This is a genomic window from Pseudomonas sp. MF6767, assembly GCF_016405475.1.
In the GTDB taxonomy this organism is placed as follows: Bacteria; Pseudomonadota; Gammaproteobacteria; order Pseudomonadales; family Pseudomonadaceae; genus Aquipseudomonas; species Aquipseudomonas paracarnis.
On the sequence record NZ_JAEKCY010000009.1, the window covers coordinates 1 to 18360 of the forward strand.

18 protein-coding genes are annotated in these 18360 nt (G+C 58.8%); 12 read left to right on the plus strand and 6 right to left on the minus strand.

Features of this window, described 5'->3' with window-relative positions:
- The 5 genes from JFT58_RS30330 to JFT58_RS15695 form a co-directional block, all read left to right on the plus strand.
- A partial coding sequence (locus JFT58_RS30330) for a hypothetical protein (RefSeq protein WP_208727548.1) occupies positions 1-263 on the plus strand: 263 nt, incomplete at its 5' end.
- Positions 264-445: 182 nt separating this feature from the next.
- Positions 446-1333 carry a threonine/homoserine exporter RhtA gene (gene rhtA / locus JFT58_RS15680; protein ID WP_054897888.1) on the plus strand — a complete coding sequence of 296 codons (888 nt, stop codon included), beginning with the start codon at positions 446-448 and terminating at the stop codon, positions 1331-1333.
- A 163-nt stretch (positions 1334-1496) separates the two neighbouring features.
- A complete protein-coding gene (locus JFT58_RS15685; RefSeq protein WP_003190182.1) occupies positions 1497-1778 on the plus strand; it encodes a hypothetical protein in 282 nt (93 codons plus the stop codon).
- Between the two features lie 98 nt (positions 1779-1876).
- Positions 1877-2608 carry an SDR family oxidoreductase gene (locus JFT58_RS15690; protein ID WP_014717823.1) on the plus strand — a complete coding sequence of 244 codons (732 nt, stop codon included), beginning with the start codon at positions 1877-1879 and terminating at the stop codon, positions 2606-2608.
- A gap of 34 nt (positions 2609-2642) precedes the next feature.
- A complete protein-coding gene (locus JFT58_RS15695) occupies positions 2643-3233 on the plus strand; it encodes a 2-hydroxychromene-2-carboxylate isomerase (RefSeq protein WP_054897887.1) in 591 nt (196 codons plus the stop codon).
- Positions 3234-3271: 38 nt separating this feature from the next.
- Here the strand turns inward: JFT58_RS15695 and JFT58_RS15700 are convergent, their stop codons facing one another.
- The 5 genes from JFT58_RS15700 to JFT58_RS15720 all read right to left on the minus strand — a co-directional run bounded on the left by JFT58_RS15700 (position 3272) and on the right by JFT58_RS15720 (position 12631).
- Positions 3272-5080, minus strand: a complete 1809-nt coding sequence (locus tag JFT58_RS15700; RefSeq protein WP_054897886.1) for an aminopeptidase P family protein — start codon at positions 5078-5080, stop codon at positions 3272-3274.
- Between the two features lie 49 nt (positions 5081-5129).
- Positions 5130-6290, minus strand: a complete 1161-nt coding sequence (locus JFT58_RS15705; RefSeq protein WP_054897885.1) for a cysteine desulfurase family protein — start codon at positions 6288-6290, stop codon at positions 5130-5132.
- Between the two features lie 236 nt (positions 6291-6526).
- The gene (locus tag JFT58_RS15710) at positions 6527-7897 is read right to left on the minus strand and encodes a DUF1552 domain-containing protein (protein WP_054897884.1); all 1371 of its coding nucleotides are present in this window, start codon (positions 7895-7897) and stop codon (positions 6527-6529) included.
- Positions 7898-7899: 2 nt separating this feature from the next.
- Positions 7900-11976: a DUF1592 domain-containing protein gene (locus tag JFT58_RS15715; protein WP_229999928.1), complete on the minus strand. Its 4077-nt coding sequence runs from the start codon at positions 11974-11976 to the stop codon at positions 7900-7902.
- Between the two features lie 385 nt (positions 11977-12361).
- Positions 12362-12631 carry a hypothetical protein gene (locus JFT58_RS15720; RefSeq protein WP_054897883.1) on the minus strand — a complete coding sequence of 90 codons (270 nt, stop codon included), beginning with the start codon at positions 12629-12631 and terminating at the stop codon, positions 12362-12364.
- Between the two features lie 263 nt (positions 12632-12894).
- Between JFT58_RS15720 and JFT58_RS15725 the strand changes: the two genes are divergently transcribed.
- Positions 12895-13998, plus strand: coding sequence for a sigma-54 interaction domain-containing protein (locus JFT58_RS15725; RefSeq protein WP_054897882.1), 1104 nt, complete (start codon positions 12895-12897; stop codon positions 13996-13998).
- Here the strand turns inward: JFT58_RS15725 and JFT58_RS15730 are convergent.
- Positions 13987-14352, minus strand: a complete 366-nt coding sequence (locus tag JFT58_RS15730; protein WP_034127271.1) for an antibiotic biosynthesis monooxygenase — start codon at positions 14350-14352, stop codon at positions 13987-13989. The two genes, JFT58_RS15725 and JFT58_RS15730, sit on opposite strands and share 12 nt — an antisense overlap.
- 100 nt (positions 14353-14452) lie before the next feature.
- Between JFT58_RS15730 and soxR the strand changes: the two genes are divergently transcribed.
- The 6 genes from soxR to JFT58_RS15760 all read left to right on the plus strand — a co-directional run bounded on the left by soxR (position 14453) and on the right by JFT58_RS15760 (position 18342).
- On the plus strand, positions 14453-14902 hold the full coding sequence (soxR, locus tag JFT58_RS15735; RefSeq protein WP_034127251.1) for a redox-sensitive transcriptional activator SoxR: 450 nt from the start codon (positions 14453-14455) through the stop codon (positions 14900-14902).
- 84 nt (positions 14903-14986) lie between these two features.
- Entirely contained in the window at positions 14987-15445 is a 459-nt protein-coding gene (locus JFT58_RS15740; protein WP_054897881.1) for a VOC family protein, read from the plus strand.
- Between the two features lie 284 nt (positions 15446-15729).
- A complete protein-coding gene (locus tag JFT58_RS15745) occupies positions 15730-16932 on the plus strand; it encodes a PepSY-associated TM helix domain-containing protein (protein WP_054897880.1) in 1203 nt (400 codons plus the stop codon).
- Entirely contained in the window at positions 16929-17465 is a 537-nt protein-coding gene (locus JFT58_RS15750; protein WP_019817260.1) for a hypothetical protein, read from the plus strand. Before JFT58_RS15745 ends, JFT58_RS15750 begins: the two co-directional genes overlap by 4 nt.
- Positions 17462-17785: a hypothetical protein gene (locus JFT58_RS15755; protein WP_020301064.1), complete on the plus strand. Its 324-nt coding sequence runs from the start codon at positions 17462-17464 to the stop codon at positions 17783-17785. The genes JFT58_RS15750 and JFT58_RS15755 overlap by 4 nt, the downstream gene beginning before the upstream one ends.
- The gene (locus tag JFT58_RS15760) at positions 17782-18342 is read left to right on the plus strand and encodes a DUF6162 family protein (protein ID WP_014717807.1); all 561 of its coding nucleotides are present in this window, start codon (positions 17782-17784) and stop codon (positions 18340-18342) included. The genes JFT58_RS15755 and JFT58_RS15760 overlap by 4 nt, the downstream gene beginning before the upstream one ends.
- Positions 18343-18360: the final 18 nt, after the last annotated feature.

The window sequence follows — 18360 nt, forward strand, 5'->3', positions numbered from 1 at the left end:
ATTCTACAGCAGCCTCATTTGCTGTCAAGTGGTTATTTTCAGAAGTTTTCGAAGATTTCTTCAACAACTTCAACCACTTGCGCTTGCGATCTCTCGTAAGCGGGAGGCGAATTCTACAGCGTTACACACTGCTGTCAACACCTCTTTTTCAACTTCCTTTTGGCTTCGATGAACTGAAGCAACTTGCTGCCGAAAACTGCATAACTCATTGTTTACCAAGGAGTTTTCCGTTTCGACTGCGCCGGAAGTGGGGCGAATTATAGGCTTCCAGAATCTGCCGTCAACACAATTATTCGGTTTTTCTATCAAATACCTCAAAAACCCGATGCTCCCACTATATAGATAGCTACAAGGCAGCATTTGAGCAATATATTGCTCATTCGTCGACAGTTAAGCATCATAGCGCCTCGTATTTATCGATCATGACTTCGGAAGAACTACCGCAATGACCACCCCACCTCGCAGCCTGGCATCCGCATTGTTTCCGATCGGCCTGCTATTGATCGCCATGGCGTCCATCCAATCCGGTGCGTCATTGGCCAAAAGCATGTTTCCTATTGTTGGCGCACAAGGCACCACTGCTCTGCGTTTGATTTTCGCCAGTGTGATCATGCTGGTGCTATTACGCCCATGGCGCGCCACGCTGACAGCCAAGTCCTTGCGCACGGTGATCATTTACGGGATGGCGCTGGGCGGCATGAACTTCCTCTTCTATATGTCCCTTCGCACCGTACCGCTGGGGATTGCCGTAGCACTCGAATTCACAGGCCCGCTTGCCGTCGCTATCTATGCCTCGCGCCGAGCTGTCGACTTCCTGTGGATTGCCATGGCTATCATCGGCCTGCTGCTGTTGATTCCGACGGGCGAGGCCAGTAGCGGTATCGACTGGGTCGGCGCGGCGTACGCACTGGGCGCAGGCGGATGCTGGGCCTTGTATATTTTGTTCGGCCAAAAGGCTGGGAACGACAATGGTGTTCAGACCGCCGCACTCGGCGTAATGATTGCCGCCCTGTTCGTCGCACCGATCGGCATCGTGCATGCGGGCGCCGCGCTGCTGACGCCCGCCCTGATCCCTATCGCCATTGGCGTCGCGATTCTGTCCACCGCCTTGCCCTACACCTTGGAGATGGTCGCACTGACTCGCCTCCCCGCTCGCACCTTCGGCACGCTCATGAGCATCGAACCAGCGTTCGGCGCCCTCTCCGGCCTGCTCTTTCTGCATGAGCACTTATCCCTGGCCCAATGGCTGGCCATCACCTGCATTATCCTGGCTTCCGTAGGCGCCACGTTGACGATGCGCAACGAATCCAAACCACTGGTGCCTGCCGACTGATCATCTTTAAAGCCAGCTCTGGTATTTGCCGCTCATTTAGGCCATGTTTAGGCCGTAACCGAATGTCATTCATGGAGAATTTCGACACGGACAGCATGAACGCTTCGCTCGAGAGCGAGTAAAGCGGCTCTGTTCTTTTGCAGGGCGGCTATTAAGGATGGGAATGAAACGAATTTTGATACTGTTGCTGGTTGTGGGCATCGCTGGCTGTGCTGCAACCACAAAAACAGAAGTGAAACGGGGTAAAAAAGGGCTGCATATCAACTGTTCAGGCCTGTCCTCCTCCTGGGACCAGTGCTACACCAGTGCAGCCAACTCATGCGGTGCCAAGGGCTACCGGGTGATAGCCAAATCCGGCGATAACTCCGAAGAGCCTGGGGACTATCCCTTCGGCCTCAACCCAGCCGGCTATACCAGCCGCAGTATGATCGTCATCTGCAAATAGCTGCCCGAGCAGTCTTTCCTGACTGCTCATCTTAAATTCAGGCCAGTTGCGGCACGAAGGCTAAACTCCTGCTCGACCATCGAACCAATGGAGTTCCCATGCCGCACAACAAGAAAATCGTATTAGTAGTGGGTGCCGGTGACGCGACCGGCGGCGCCATAGCCAAACGCTTTGCCCGCGAAGGCTACATCGCCTGCGTCACCCGTCGCAGCGCCGACAAACTGCAGCCCCTGGTAGACAGCATTCAGTTGGCGGGCGGTGAAGCCCATGGTTTTGCCTGTGATGCACGTAAAGAAGAGGACGTGATCGCTCTGGTCGAGCAAATCGAAACCGAGCTGGGACCTATTGAAGCGTTCGTCTTCAACATCGGCGCCAATGTGCCTTGCAGCATTCTGGAAGAAACCGCACGCAAGTACTTCAAGATCTGGGAGATGGCGTGCTTCTCCGGCTTCCTGAACGCACGGGAAGTCGCCAAACGCATGGTCACGCGTAACCGCGGCACTATCCTGTTCACCGGAGCCACCGCCGGCTTGCGCGGAAGCGCGGGGTTTGCTGCCTTCGCTGGCGCCAAGCATGGGATACGCGCCCTGGCACAAAGCATGGCGCGGGAGTTAGGCCCGATGAACATCCATGTCGCCCATGTGGTAGTCGACGGTGCCATCGATACCGACTTCATTCGCGAGAACTTCCCGCAAAAATACGCCCTCAAGGATCAGGACGCCCTCCTCAACCCTGACCATATTGCCGACAACTACTGGTTCCTGCATCGCCAGCCACGGGACGCCTGGACGTTCGAACTGGACCTGCGCCCCTGGAATGAAACCTGGTGACTCCCTCTATAACAATAAGCAGTGAGTACAGACCATGAGTAAAACCCTGGAGTTCTTCTTTGATCTCGGCAGCCCCGCGACTTACCTGGCCTATACCCAGTTGCCGGCGCTGTGCGCTAAAACCGGCGCACAGGTGGTGTATCAACCGATGCTGTTGGGCGGTGTATTCAAGGCCACGGGCAATGCCTCGCCGATCATGGTGCCCGCCAAGGGGCGCTATATGCTCGATGACCTGGCGCGTTACGCCAAACGCTACAACGTGCCGCTCAGGTTCAACCCGCACTTTCCCATCAATACCTTGGTGCTGATGCGCGCCGTCACCGGCATTCAAATCCACCAGCCTGAGCGCTTCCTCGACTTCATCGACTGCCTGTTCCGCGCACTCTGGGTGGAAGGCCGTCACCTGGGCGACCCAGAGGTCGTGGCCAATGTGCTCACCGAACAGGGGTTCGATCCCGAGCAGGTACTGGCCCTGTCCAATGATGCAACCGTCAAGGACGCTCTCAAGGAAAAAACCGAACGAGCCATTAAGCGCGGCGTGTTCGGCGCTCCCAGTTTCTTTGTAGGAAACCAGCTGTTCTTCGGCCAGGACCGCCTGGACTTTGTGCGTGAAGCCCTCAGCTAGGTGTTGATTGCAGCCGGCAATGCCTTGGCTGCAACCGATCAAATCGCCGCAGTGCGCACCTGCAACCATTCAAGCGCTGCACCCTTGAGCAGCGGGCTCAAACGCTCACGCACCTGGGCGTGATACGCGTTGAACCATTCGCGCTCATCCGCCGTCAGCAACGACGGCTCCAGGCAGCGGGTATCAATCGGGCACAGGGTCAGGGTTTCGAACTTGAGAAATTCGCCAAACTCGGTCTTGCCCGCTTCACGGTTCAACACCAGGTTCTCAATGCGCACGCCCCAACGGCAAGGGCGATAAGTACCCGGCTCAATTGAAGTGATCATCCCTGGCTGCATCGCCGTTTGTGGCGCCGCAGCAGCCTGATAGGCAATCACCTGCGGGCCTTCATGCACGTTGAGGAAATAACCTACGCCATGGCCTGTGCCGTGACCGTAGTCGACGCCTTCTGCCCAGATCGGCGCACGGGCAATGGCATCCAGCAACGGTGAAAGAATGCCCTTGGGGAACTGCGCACGGGACAGAGCAATCACGCCCTTGAGCACTCGCGTGCAATCGCGTTTCTGCTCCTCACTCGGTGTACCGACAGGCACCATCCGCGTGATGTCCGTGGTTCCGCCCAGGTACTGGCCGCCGGAGTCGATCAACAGCAAGCCATCACCTTCGATCAGCGCATGCTCTTCTTCGGTGGCGTGGTAATGCGGCATCGCGCCATTGGCGTTGAAAGCGGCAATGGTGTTGAAACTCAGCGATACATAGCCGGGGCGGCGGGTACGCGCAGCGGTCAGGTGCTCGTCAATCGTCAGTTCGGTAATGCGTTCACGGCCCAGGGCGCTATCGAGCCAGGCAAAGAATTCACACAGCGCCGCCCCATCCTGCTCCATGGCTTGGCGGATATGTTCCGCGTCCGCCAGGCTCTTGCGGGATTTGGCCAGTGTGGTGGGGTTGAGGCTTTCAACCAGCTTGACGCCCGCGTCGAGGTTTTCCAGCAAGCCGGCGGTGACGCGGGCGGGGTCTACTTGCAAGCTTGCGCCCGCCGGTACCGCTCGCAGCGCTTGCGCCACCTCGCTGTAATCACGCAGGGTCACGCCATCCTGCTCAAGCACCACCCGCAGTTGCGCATCGACCTTGCCCAACGCCACAAACAAAGTGGCCTGTTGCTGATTGATCAAGGCAAAGGACACAAACACCGGATTGAACGAAACATCAGCGCCGCGCAGGTTGAATAGCCAGGCGATGTCATCCAGCGTCGCGATGAAATGCCAATCGGCGCCCTTGTCTTTCAAACTGGCACGCAAAGCTGCCAGTTTCTCGCCACGACTGACGGTGGCTTGGGGCGGCAGGTGCTGATAAATCGGCTGGTTCGGCAACGCCGGGCGGTCTTGCCAGACTTCATCGAGCACATCGATATCGGTACGCAGACGCGCGCCACGCTCGGCTAATTTGCCACCCAGGGTACGTGCCGAGGCCACGGCCATGACCGCACCGTCCACCGCCACCACGCCACCCTCAGGGGTTTGCTCGGCCAGCCACTCCAACGGTCCAGGCTGACCCGGTTGCAGCTTCACCAACTCGATACCGCTGCCCTTGAGCTCCTTGGTCGCTTGTTCCCAATAACGGCTATCCGCCCAGATCCCGGCAAACTCCGCCGTGACGATCAGGGTGCCCACCGAACCATGAAACCCGGACAACCACTGGCGCCCTTGCCAGTAACCCGGCAAATACTCGGACAAGTGCGGGTCCGCCGACGGCACCAGCAGGGCGTGAATGCCTTCGCGGCGCATCAGTTCACGGGTATGCGCCAAGCGCTGGGGAACCGTTCCATGGGTCAAAGGCTGCGTACTCATTGTGTCTCCTGCTAACCACTAATAATTGTTATGTATTGCAAATGAAGTATCAGACAGCCCAGAACGCTGGTGCGCTGGCCTGTACCGTCTTGATCAATTGCACAGCGTCGTCGATATCCCGCTCGGTGGTGAACCGGCCCAGGCTCAAGCGAATAGTGCGACCAGCGCTGCGGGCATCATGCCCCAGGGCCACCAGGACGTGGGACGGTGCATTGCTAGCCGAATTGCACGCTGAAGTCGCCGAAAAGGCAATGCCCGCACTCAAGGCGGCAGCGTTGAATTCGCCTTCGCTGAACGTCAGGCTGAGGGTGTGGGGAATACGCTGGGTTGGGCTGCCATTGAGGCGTACTCCGGGAATCGACGCCAACTGCTCCAACAAACGTTCACGCAAGGCCACGATCTGCGCCTTTTCCTCGGCAAAGTACGCCGCCGCCAGAGCGAACGCCGTGCCCATGCCCGCAATCTGATGCGTCGCCAGGGTGCCCGAACGCAAGCCACCTTCGTGGCCGCCGCCATGAATCTGCGCCAACACTTTCTGTTGCGCACGAAGCCCAACGTACAGCGCGCCAATGCCTTTTGGGCCGTAGAGCTTGTGGGCGGAAAAAGACATCAAATCCACCGACCACTGCGCCAGGTCAATGGCAACCTTGCCCGCCCCCTGTGCCGCGTCCACGTGAAACAGCGCGCCCTGCTCACGCACCCGCGCGCCGATAGCCGGAATGTCGTTAAGGGTGCCCAGTTCATTATTGACCAGCATCAAAGACACCAGGAAGGTGTCCTCACGCAATGCCTCACTGACAGCCTGAACGCTGATCAAGCCATCGGCATCGGGCACCAGATAGGTCACAGCCACGCCGGCTTCCTGCAACTGCCGCGCGGTGTCGAGTGTGGCTTTGTGCTCGATCTGGCTGGTGATGATATGCCCACCCGCCAGCCCTCGCGCCTGGGCCACCCCTTTGATCGCAAGGTTGTTGGACTCGGTGGCACCGGAAGTCCAGACAATTTGCTCAGGCTGGGCGCCGACCAATTCGGCTACCTGCCGTCGCGCCTGCTCAACCGTTTGCCGGGCCGCCTGGCCGAATGCATGGGAACTGGACGCAGGGTTGCCAAAATTGGCATTGAAACCCAGGCACTCGACCATCACCTGGATAACTCGCTCATCCACTGGCGTGGTGGCGGCATAGTCGAAATACAACGGACGTTTATTCATGGCGTAAAACTCGCAGAGCGTGTTCCCGAGAGCGGCGTCCCGGGGGCATCGAACAGAACAGAGGTCGTCAGGTTTAACTGATCGAGTGCCATTGAAGAAGAACCACGTGATGTAAATGTGCGTAGGAACGCTCCTGATTTTCAGCTTAACAGGCTCAAAGGCGATTGGGTGCAAATGCAAAAAGCCGAAAAATCCGCCATACGGACTTTTCGGCTTTTAGTGCAGCGCGAGGCGACTCAAACGTTAGTAAACAACCCGCTCACCGGATCGATGTTTCCGTTGTAGGGCACAACGGTTCCGGCTGCCCGGGCGATGGTGGCCCAGATTCGCTGCATATCGACCATTTTATTGCCAATGACCGGGTTGCCTTCTTGTTGACGATCACCCTGGGCCGTGATGTTGAAATAGCGTCCTGCGCCATCGCCGCTCTTCAACAACCCGCTGGCCCCGCCCATCAGTACCAGCGGCATATCCTTCGTATGCTCCGGGGCACCATCGGCCATCTCGCTGGTGAATACCACAAGCGTGTGTTCAAGCAGGCTGTCACCCGGCACATCGGGATCGGCATGCTTCGCCAACTCATCCATGAACAACTTGGCTCGCTGGGTATACCACTGCCGGGATCGTTTCCATACGTCCAGCCCAGCATAACGATGGGCGCAGTCATGGGGGTTGGTCACATTACTGACGTCCAGGATATTGAGCGACTCCGCCGAGCGCCCGACTTGAATCGTCGCTACACGCGTGATGCCACACCCCAGCGCTGTGGCAACCACCTGATGGTGGTGATGCTGTACCTGGTTACGAAATTCCGCAGATTTGAACGGCAACGTGTCCATCTGCAAAGGCGAACATTCGCCAATGGGTGGCAGAGTTTCTTCCATGTCTTTCATGACCTGCTCAACCGAATCAAGCTGCATATCGAGCTTCTGCTTTTGCGCCCCCGCAAGCCTGCCTCGCAGCTCGTTGATATCCGCCAGCACCGGATCAAATACATGCATGTTTCGCACCTGCTGCTCGCGCACCTCACGACTGACCGCGCCAAAGATTTTCTCGTACATCAACACCGGGTCCTGCTCAGGCCTGCGCATTGCGCCGCCATTTTCCGGCCCTTCCCAGGATACCTGCCAGGCGGTCCCGTCAATGCCTGAATGCGGTCCGGCAAAAAGACTCCGCTGGGACGGATCGGTCCCCGGCATATGGCGGCCAAGCAACACATCAATCGACGCCATCTTCTTCTCACGGTCGCGCAACGCCCACGTCCAGCCGTTATGGCCTTCATTGCCAGGGCCCAGAATCGTGCCACGCAGGTACAAGGACTGGTTTTTATAGGCCGCAAGCTCCTGGCTGACCTCGTTGAGCTGGAAGTCGGAAGTGTCCAAAGCTTCGGCAGCGGGATGCCAGAGGCCTCGACCATCACTGGAATAGGCGGTTGCAGAGTCGACTGCCAGGCCATCAGGTACCACAAAGAAAACCACTTTTAACTTGGCCTGCTGGTTTTGCCCGGCCAAGGCCATGCGCGCCAGGCCACACTGGGTGAGCGGGCCGAACACACCTACCGCAGCCAGGCCGGCCAGAAAGCGACGACGACTTTTCAAGATATCCATGATCAATCCCTCTGCGTCTTGAATTGGAACGCGTTGGAGGTACCCAGCGTGCGCAGCATCCCTGGTAATGAGCCATTGCCCTTCAGCCCGTCGACCAATGCCTTGACCGTTGCGGAAGTGGACTCGTCGGATTTGTTGCCCGAAGCGAAACGGAAATAGCTATCCGCCATGCAGAACAGAGACGCCGAGTTGTGCGCGATCAGCTTGGAAATACCTCGCACATCGTCGATAGGCACCGCGCCATCAACCCCAATGAACGGACCGGACGCTTTGATCGGCAACTGCACAGGGAACTGCGCGTAGTTGTAGGCAGGCTCCTGCTGGCGATAGCGCCCGGCAGCGTCGTAATGCTCCATCGATGCGCCGGTGTCGTTCATGTACTGATGGCACTGCCAGCAACGCCCTCCCGAAGCCTGCTCACCATTAATCAGGTCCCAGCGTTCACGGGTACTGATCGCACGCGCAGGGTAGGCCGGCTCTGTGGGCTCGGCTTCGACCGGTGCTCCAAACTCCCGGCAGAAAAGCTGCTCGCGAATGGCAATGCCGCGCTTGACCAGTGAGGTGACCTGATAGTCAGAGGTAGAGGCCTGAAAAAGCCCCAAGTGCAACAAGCCACCCCGTTTCTCATCCACGGCGACTTTGTGCAGCGTGTCACCGGTTACGCCGCCGATACCGTAGTGTTCGGCCAGAGCCTTGTTGAGGAACGTCACACCGGGGTTGAACAGCTCGTCCAACGTCCCCTTGCCGTCGAGCATCACGTGACGGGTCAACAGGGCCTGCTCCTGGGTCATCAACTGGATCATCTGTGCGCTCAGGCCGGGCTTCTCCTGCACCCCGCGCTGAGTCTTGATGTAGTAACTGATGAACCGATTGAACTGCTCAAGCCCGCGCTCACTGCGCATCATCCGGTCTATTTCTGCGCTGATTTGCTGCACTGTCTGCAACTCGTTGCGCTCTGCCTTGGCCAGCAGTTGCGCGTCCGGAGTGGTGCCTTGATAGGTGTAGGACAATGCAGTTGCGGTCTCATAAGGGGTGAGCTTGTAGACCTCGGCCTGCCGCGCGACAGCCTGGCCCAACTCCGAGCGATACAGGAAGTTGGGCGACAGCAGCAGCGCAGCGATCAGCGCCCGCTCTCCGTGCTCATCCAACACCGCCTGATAACGCGACAACTCAGACGGGCTCAAAGGACGGCGGAACACTTGATAACCCAGGGCACTGACCTCAAGGGTACCGGCAGTGGATTTGAAGCGTTTTACACGTTGAGGTGCCACTTGCTCGGCGATCGACACCGCCATGCCATACAGCTGCTTGATGTCTTCAGCCTGCAGCAGCCCTTTGCTGGCTTCACCTGGGAACTTGAAGTCTTTCTCGGATTTATCTGCCGGCAGCTTCTGGGTATTGACCTCCACGCCGAGTATGTCCTTGACACTGGCCGCGTATTCATCGCGCGTCAGCAAGCGCAACTGGCGCTGACCGTGAGCCTCGTTCGGGCTCAGGTAGGGCGCCCACACCACCTCAAACAAATGCTTGCTGATTTCGGTCGCACAGGTGGTGTCGCAATGCCCGGCCACCGGCATGCTCTGGATTTGCCGCACCAACGCATCCTGGCCAGCACTGCTCCATGCCACCGCCATGCGCAGGTTGTTGAAAAACTCCACCGCGTGGCATTTGGTGCAGGATTCGGCAAGCACTGTTTCGCCCAATTTCGGTTCATGACGGTAACTGATAGGTAACAGTTGCTCGTCCTGGCTGTCCTCGTTGATACGCAGCGCTACCTGTTCCGGCTGTGGCAGCTCCTGTGGGTAAAAGGGATAGATGACCTCGTAATCCCCATAGTCCAGAAGCTCGGTGACACTTTCGCCCCAAGGCACCTGCACCACTTTGGGCTCGGTGCTCGTAGAGCCCTTGAGCTTGAGGGTGAAATGCCAACTGGAATTCGTTACTGACGCAGGCTTGGGCGGCGCCAACACCGTGATGTTGATATCCAGCTTGATCGGCCGCTCACGGTACTGCATGTTCAACACGTGCTTGTTGTCGTCGGCAGACAAGGTAAGTGAAGTATTACGCGTCTGTGGAATCCAGTTTTTCACATCATTGAGCCGAACCTGGTAAGTCCCGTAGGGCAAACCCTTGAGCACCAATGCGGCATAACTGTCAGCAGGGTTGAAGGATGCATGGAACTGGCGGGTATTACCGCCCGGCGCAATCAGCGTGCCACTGATCATCTCATTCTCCAGCTCAGGTGCCGGTGCGAGCGCCGGCCGCAGGGTCAACTCTGTGTTCGGCAACCCTGCTGGGTCATAACTGACGCGATAAATCACCCCGGCGACGTCATCGGAGATCAGCAGGCTGTTGTCCGGTAGCGCCAGGAAGTCAGCCGGCCGACCAATGCAGGAGTCGTCCAGGCAATACACATCGAAACGCAGGGGGTCTTGGATAAACCCATTGATCAACGGGATCTGATTGACCACTCGCGTTCCGTCCTGGATCGAGACGAGTCGCACATCCATACCCGGCCGCTCGGCCGTGCCCGCTCCATGCACGGCAACCAGCATATTCTGCGAACGTGTGCGAGCCGGGTAACCACTCCAGAACTTCAGCCCCAGAGGTGCGGTGTTGGTACCCAGCTCGAAAGCGGCAGGCACGTAGTCTTTCGGGTCGATCTGCTGCCGGGACTTATCGGAAACAATCGCTCCCTGAACCAAGGGCGGCTGGATCACCGCCGGGTTGCCAAACTCCTCATCGGTGAAACCCGGCGTGCCTTTGCCAAACAGATAGGGCACACCGAAGTGCTGGTTTGGGCCGCTGATGCGGTTGATTTCGTCGGGGTTGGGGTAGCCCTGGCGGTTGTTGTCGGTGAACCAGATTTCACCGGTCTGCGGGTTCCAGTCGAACCCCACAGAGTTGCGCACCCCTTTTGCAAGAATCTGCGCTTTACCGGTCACGGTGTCATAACGCAGTAACGTGCCGTAACGCGGGTCAGGCGGGATCATGCACAAGTTGCAAGGAATGCCGACGGCGGTGTACAGGCCAGTGTCGGCGGGGTCCAGCGGGTTGAAATGCAAAGGGTGCTTCATATGCCAGAAGCGAGTGCTGGAGCCAGACGCCACGGAAGGCAGAGGAAATGGCGCATCGTCGGCGGGGAATTTGAACACCCGCTCAGGCGAAGGATCCTTGTAATGCGCATCGGCATCGCGCAAACGATAGAGGCCGCCAGTGGTCGAGTAGTACAAATCACCGTCGCGATACACCACACCGTGCGGCTCCTCCAACCCGCTGGCAATCACGTAGATGCCGGTGGGTTTGCCGGCATTGTCCAGGGGCAAGGCATAGATCATATCGGCGATTTTCCCGTCATAGACGTAGGATGGAATCGCACTGGAGCCCACATAGAGCACGTCCTTGCCCATCGCCATCTGCCGAGGCTGTATCAGCCCCTGGGCAAACAATTCAATCTTGACCCCTGGCAGGCCGCTGAGCCTGCCCACCTGCACCGGTGGCCGATACTTCAGGGTGACCGCCTGTTCCTCACCCTCCTCTCGCTGGAAGGAAACGATACGCGGTGTGTTCAAGGGCACAAACCCACCAGCGGGGTTCATCACCAGTTGGTAGTCGCAGGCCTTCAGGTTATCGAGGTGAATGGTTTCGCCGGACTTGGCACTGATCGGGATCTCCTCGGCTTTGCAGCGCAATACGCCAGTGACTACCTGATCGGCCCGCGCCACGCCCGGGGTTGGCTGGCTGATCGGCCCCCGGCCGCTTAACGTGCTGAAGTTCAGGGTCAGACGGTTACCCTGGAAGCCACCGCATTCCCCCAGATCCTTCCAGGCATCGCCCCAAATCTCGACACCATGAGAGGATGGCTGCCCGGGGTTGTAATCGGGCTGGTTGCACCATTGCCAACTGCCCGGCCCGTGCGGCGATTTGTCAGTGTCTTTCCAACATTCAAACTCGTGGGTTTTGTCCTGCTGGTTTTTGTTCTGCACCCGATTGCCCTGTTCATAGACGGTCCCAGCTTGGTAGGCAGGTGCCGTACAGGCCGCCGCCGAAACCTCCACACTCAGCAACGCGAAGAACACGCCAGGCAAACTCCAACCACAGCGCGAAACAAGCAAACCCCACCCGATCGACATCCTCATGATCACCAGCCTCAATGGCAGGCCAGGCGTATTTCTATCGAAGAAAGACTGCGCAGTTTCACGATCCCGTCAGAAAGCACCCGGCACGGAGTCACGCGCCGCGAACGGCTGACGCAACCCGAAGTACATTCAATTTGGAATGTCTTGCAATGCTATTCCACAGCGAAACTACGACATGGCACGAAGCCAAAGAGACAGGAAAAATCAGACACTCGACTCAACCATCCGCCTGCATCATGCAGCCGTGATGCGTTGCTAAGGCTAAGTTCTAGCCGACAGATATCAGCTCGTCAAACCGGAAGACGTACCTGTCGTCACCCGGCTCTCAACTCGCACGGCCGCTGCGCTGTGCGGCGCGCTGTGCGTTCATTTCAGCCTGCTGATCAAAGCCAAAGGTTTTCTGTGGCTGGCCAGTCAGGGCAGCACGCTGCTGTTGGTATTCATCAAATGACAACCCGCGACGACTCAACGCTTCCAACGCCAACTGTTTGGTTTCTTCTGCCGTGTAAGGGCGCATCTCAGGCGATGGGTGAGTCGCGCACCCGGCGAGAACAGAGATGACAGACAGTAACGAAATAGCGAATAGACGGTTCATGGCGGCGGTCCTGCTGGGGAGATTTCGAGTCAATGAACACAGGCTACTCCCGCCCCCCTGCCATGAAAAATCAACGCCCGTGATAGTCGCTATCAACCGTTACAGCAGGTTCGATAGCCCTACCTACATATTCATTTTCGATCTATAAATATTTAAATGCATTCGTTTACGGAATAAATTCAACCCTCTATAAATGGCGTCACGTAGCCCGACTGTTCGCTACGCAACCGTTGCCCTGGCGACAGCCCTTCAACGAGGTGCCCATGCAGTTGTTGACCCTACCGCCCTCCTCCGCACTCGCGACCTCGATCCGCGCCACCGCTCAGGTCTTTGAAGACCCTGAATCCCAGGCCTTGCTCAACCACATCCAGCAAGTAGCGCCCAGCGACGCAAGCGTGTTGATCATCGGCGAAACCGGTACCGGCAAAGAGCTGGTGGCGCGCCATATCCACAACCTCAGCGCGCGGCGCAACCGGCCGTTCGTGGCGGTGAACTGCGGGGCATTCTCCGAATCCCTGGTGGAAGCCGAGCTGTTCGGCCATGACAAAGGTGCCTTTACCGGTGCCCTGAGCGCCAAGGCCGGCTGGTTCGAAGAGGCTGACGGCGGTACCTTGTTCCTCGATGAGATCGGCGATCTGCCAATAGCGATCCAGGTCAAACTGTTGCGGGTGTTGCAGGAGCGTGAAGTCGTACGCCTGGGCTCGCGCAAAAGCATTGCGATTGATGTGCGCGTGCTCGCCGCGACCAACGTACAACTGGAAAAGGCCATCAACGCCGGGCATTTCCGCGAAGACCTCTACTACCGTCTCGGCGTGGTCGGCCTGGAACTCAGCCCACTGCGCGAGCGCCCTGGCGATATCCTGCCGCTGACCTGGCACTTTATCGAAGTCTACAGTCGGCGCCTGGGCTACGGCCCGATCACCATCAGCCGTGAGGCCGAGCACAAGCTCAAGAGCTACAGCTGGCCAGGCAACATCCGCGAATTGGAAAACGTCATCCATCACACCCTACTGATCTGTCACAAGGGCGTGATAGGGCGCGACGATTTGCGCCTGTCGAACATGCGTATCGAGCGCCAGGACGACAACCCGCACCACATTGATAACAGCGCCGAAGCCTTGCTGGCGCGGGCGTTTCAAACGCTGTTCGAGGAACATACCGGCGCCCTGCATGAAAAGGTCGAAGACGCACTCTTACGTGCGGCCTACCGCTTCAGCCATTACAACCAGGTGCATACCGCCAACCTGCTGGGCCTGAGCCGCAACGTCACGCGCTCGCGCTTGATCAAGCTCGGCGAGCTGGCGGTGAACAAACGTCGACCTGGCGAAAACGTGCAGGGCGGGCGGATGCTGCATTTATCCATTTAGGCGACAGTGCAGCGCGTTGTCATGGCTGCGCTCAAAGCTTTGCAGCACCTGGAACGAACCGAAGGTCACCGCCGTTGCCTGGTGGGCGCGAATCAGCGTCCAGAAATCTTCGCCGCGCTGCTCGAAGAACTTGAACGCCGCCTCGCCATCTGCGCGCGATTGCCATTGCAAGTAATTGAGCACCCGCCGGCCGTCCTCGCTGACCTGCACGCTGGCACTCAGAAAACCATCGTGGCCCTCGGCCAGTCGTTCGCTTTGAGTGGACAAGGCCGCCACCAGGGCATCTTGCTGCTGGGGGTTGATCTGAAACTCGATCAATTGAGTGAAGCCGCGACACTTCTCCGATACCTGCATGAACACTCCCCTCTCTTTGTAGGCAGAATCTTGCGATTCGATGCCACGCAGGGTAAAACCTCTACTTAAGTCGAGGTCAAGCACTGTTTGGGAGATGTTCATGCTCAATAAGGAACTCAGCGTCGGGCAGCTCGCTGCTCGCAGCGGCGTAGCGGTTACTGCCCTGCACTTCTACGAGGCAAAAGGGCTGATCAAGAGCAATCGCAATGCAGGTAACCAGCGGCGTTATCCACGGGATGTATTGCGGCGCGTAGTGGTGATCAAGATCGCCCAGCGCCTGGGCATTCCGCTGGCTACCATTGGCGAGGCATTACGCACCTTGCCCGATGAGCGCGCACCCAATGTTCACGACTGGGAGCGCCTATCGGCGTTGTGGCGTGAAGACCTGGATGAGCGCATCAACAAACTGGTGCTGCTGCGCGACAAGCTCAATGGCTGCATCGGTTGCGGGTGCTTATCGATGGAGGCGTGCCCGTTGCGCAATCAGGACGATAAGCTCGCTGAGTATGGGCCGGGCGCCCAACTGCTGGAGCCCACCACACCGCCTTGATAAAAGCACCTCGTCGGTTGCCCGCAGGCCACGCATTACGTGGCCTATAGTGAAATGTTCATACCTCGACTCAGGGAGAATGTCATGAACGTTAAAGCTATTCCCGACGGTTATCACAGCCTCACACCTTATATGGGCATCGACAAAGCGGGCGAGGCCATCGAGTTCTACAAAAAAGCCTTTGGCGCCACGCAAGTCATGCGCCTGGACATGCCCGACGGCAGGGTGGGTCATGCCGAACTGCGGATTGGTGATTCATCGCTGATGCTCGGTACGCCCTGCGATCAAATGGCCCTGCGCAATCCGGATGAGCACACCAGCATTGGTCTGCATCTGTATGTGGAAGATGTGGATGCACAATTTCAACGAGCGGTTGATGCCGGCGCCACCGTGGTGTCCGAGCCGAAGGATCAGTTTTATGGCGACCGCTCTGCGAGCGTGAAAGATCCGTTCGGTCATCTCTGGTTCCTGGCCACGCACAAGGAAGACCTCACCGAGGAGCAGATACGCCAGCGCGCCATGGAGTTGTTCAAGCAAGGCTGATAGTTGCAACGCAATACACATCCCATGTGGGATTTGGCTTGCCTGCGGTGCAGACGACTCGGTGCATCCGTTGGATCGAGTCGATGTCATCGCAGGCAAGCCAGCTCCCACAGGGTTACGCCATACACCCTGAATGCAATCCTGAAACATTTTCTTTCATATCCGCCTTAGGGATTTCTCATTCTCATCCGTCTTAACTTAGATACAGCCTGTCGCGTCAGCAAAAGCTACGACTGGCCTTTTCCGGGCCTCTATCGCCCCCTCCGTTCAAGACCCTCATTCATATGTCGAAGAAGTCACGCTCCAAACTCTGGTTTCTCGTTCATAGCTGGCTGGCGTTGCCCATCTGGTTCTTTGTGCTGATCGTCTGCGTTACCGGCACGCTGGCCGTGGTGAGCCAGGAAATCGTGTGGCTGGCCAACCCGGATATCCGCGCCAGCAAGCCGTCGGATGAAGCCCAGCCGTTGAGCTTTGACCAGGTGATCGCGGCCATCAAGCGCGATGAACCCAAGGCTATCGTCCAGTCCATTATCCGCCCGGATGAGTCGCACTTCGCGCTAAGCGTCGGCCTCAGCTACCCGGATGGGCGCTCCGTGGAGGTGTATGCCAACCCCTACACCGGCGCGATCCAGGGCATCAGCCCCTCGTTCAACTTCCAGCAATTCACTCGTGCCCTGCATGGCTGGTGGCTGGTGCCATTTACCAATGGTTACAGTTGGGGCTGGTACCTGGTGTCCGCGTTGGGCTTGCCGCTGCTCGCCTCGCTGATCACCGGGCTGGTGGTGTACAAGCGCTTCTGGAAAGGCTTCCTGCGCCCTACCCTGCGCGTCCGCCACGGCGCACGGATTTTCTGGGGCGACTTTCACCGCCTGAGCGGCATCTGGTCGATCTGGTTTATCGCGGTCATTTCAATCACTGGCACCTGGTTCCTGATCGAGGCTGTCCTGGGCGACAACCAGATATCCATTTCCAGTGAACCCATCGTGCCAGTGATCGCACGGGATAAGGTGCCGCTGTCGGCGCCGGGAGTGCCGGCGCCGATGATCCCTATCGACAAGGCGATCGACATCGCCGCCGAGCGAATCCCCGGCCTGGACGCCAGCTTTGTGTTCATGCCAAGCAACGCCTACAGCCACCTGCAGATCGGCGGGCGTGGCTGGTACCCGTTGATGTTCCAGACCGCACAGCTGAACCCCTATGAGGGTGAAATCGCGGTCTCCAACCTGTTGTCCGACCGTACCCCGCTGGAATTCGTCACCGAGTCGATGCGCCCACTGCACACCGGGGACTTTGGCGGTTTGTGGATCAAGCTGATCTGGGCATTCTTCGGCCTGGTGCTGAGCATGATGGTATTGAGCGGCTTGCTGATCTGGACCAAGCGCACCGCCCTGGCCACCCTCAACGCCCTCAAGCGCGAGGCCAAGACGCAACGTCAGCACGCGCCCATCCCGGCCATGCACGCCGACACCTCGGAGGCTCAGCGATGAGCAAGGTCGCAACCGTACCCCCGTCCCCGCTGCGCGCCTTTTGGCTGAAATGGCGTTTCCATATCAACATCCTGCTGTTGCTGGTGCCGCTGGGGTTCATGCCCAAATACTTTGCCGACGCCGCGTTGTTTCGCGGGGATACCGGCATCGGCGAGCGTGTGGCCGGGCAGGTGCAAGTCGGCCCCTGGAGCCTGACGCTGGCTGAGTTTCGCAACGAAGGCCCGAGCCCGAACCCGGCTGGCCCGATGAAGTTCTTCAACGCTGCCCTGTGCGATACCTGTGCCGAGCAGGTCAAGGCCACTTACCTGCGTATCGGCAAACCCCGCAGCCTGCGCGCCGCCGGAGTGATCTTCTTCGGCACGCCGTACCGTATGGGCGCCGCCCTGCCGATCCCCGAACGCACCCCGGCGGACGCCGAAATATGGGTGACCATGGAAGGGTGGGACGGCAGCATGCACCAGGGTTCCATCCCGCTGAGCCAGGCCTCGCCTGCCACCATTGCCTGGCTGAACAAGCAAGGAGTCAAACCATGACGTTCAAGCGCTTCACCCGCGCCGCGCTGTTGCTGTGCGCCGGCCTGAGCACCACCGCCTTCGCCCACAACCCGATGTGCGAATGCAAGGAAATCCCCGGTGAGCAGATCCAGTGCAAAGGCGGGTTCTCCGACGGCAGTGGCGCCCCCGGCGTAACCCTGGATGTGATCGGCTACGACGAAACCATCCTGGTGCCGGGCAAGCTCGGCGAGGATTCGACCCTGACCTTCAAGAAGCCCGCCGCCGAGTTCTACGTGCTCTTCGATGCCGGCCCCGGCCACGTGGTGGAAATCGACCAAGCGGATATCCCGTCGCAATGAGTACCACACAGGTTGTACGCCCCGCCGGCGCGGGCCACGAAACCCTTTATGTGTTGCTGTTGTGTCTGATCATCCTCGCGGTGGCGGGCACGGTCGTGGCGCTGCATGGGGAAACCCAGGAAGTCGCGGCGGTGCCAAGCCATCAGCTGGACGCCCGCCGCGACCTGAGCGCCGCCGAGCAAGGCATCTACGCCGACCTGCGGGTGACCCTGGATGAAATCCACCTGTTGCAGCAGGAACACAGCGCCCTGCCGACGCCTGAGCAACTGGCCGAAGAAGGCTTCGCCCCCTTTGCCCAGGACGCTAGCTCAGTAAGCCGAGGCGGCCACCGCTGGCAGTTGCTGGCACCGGCTGCCTACCTGGGCTTGAGCCAGGCGCCGGCCACCAGCGGTTCGCTGCTGATGCGCGTGCAAGGCAGTGAGCCGGATATCTGGCTCAACCGCAGCGCCAACCTTGCCGCTCCATCCGACCTCACTGACCAGGCGCTGATCGCGGCCGGCTGGCAGCAGGTGGTCGCGCAATTCGATGCCGGCGTTACCCGCCAGCACCGTCACTGAACGAGAAGACCGATTGCC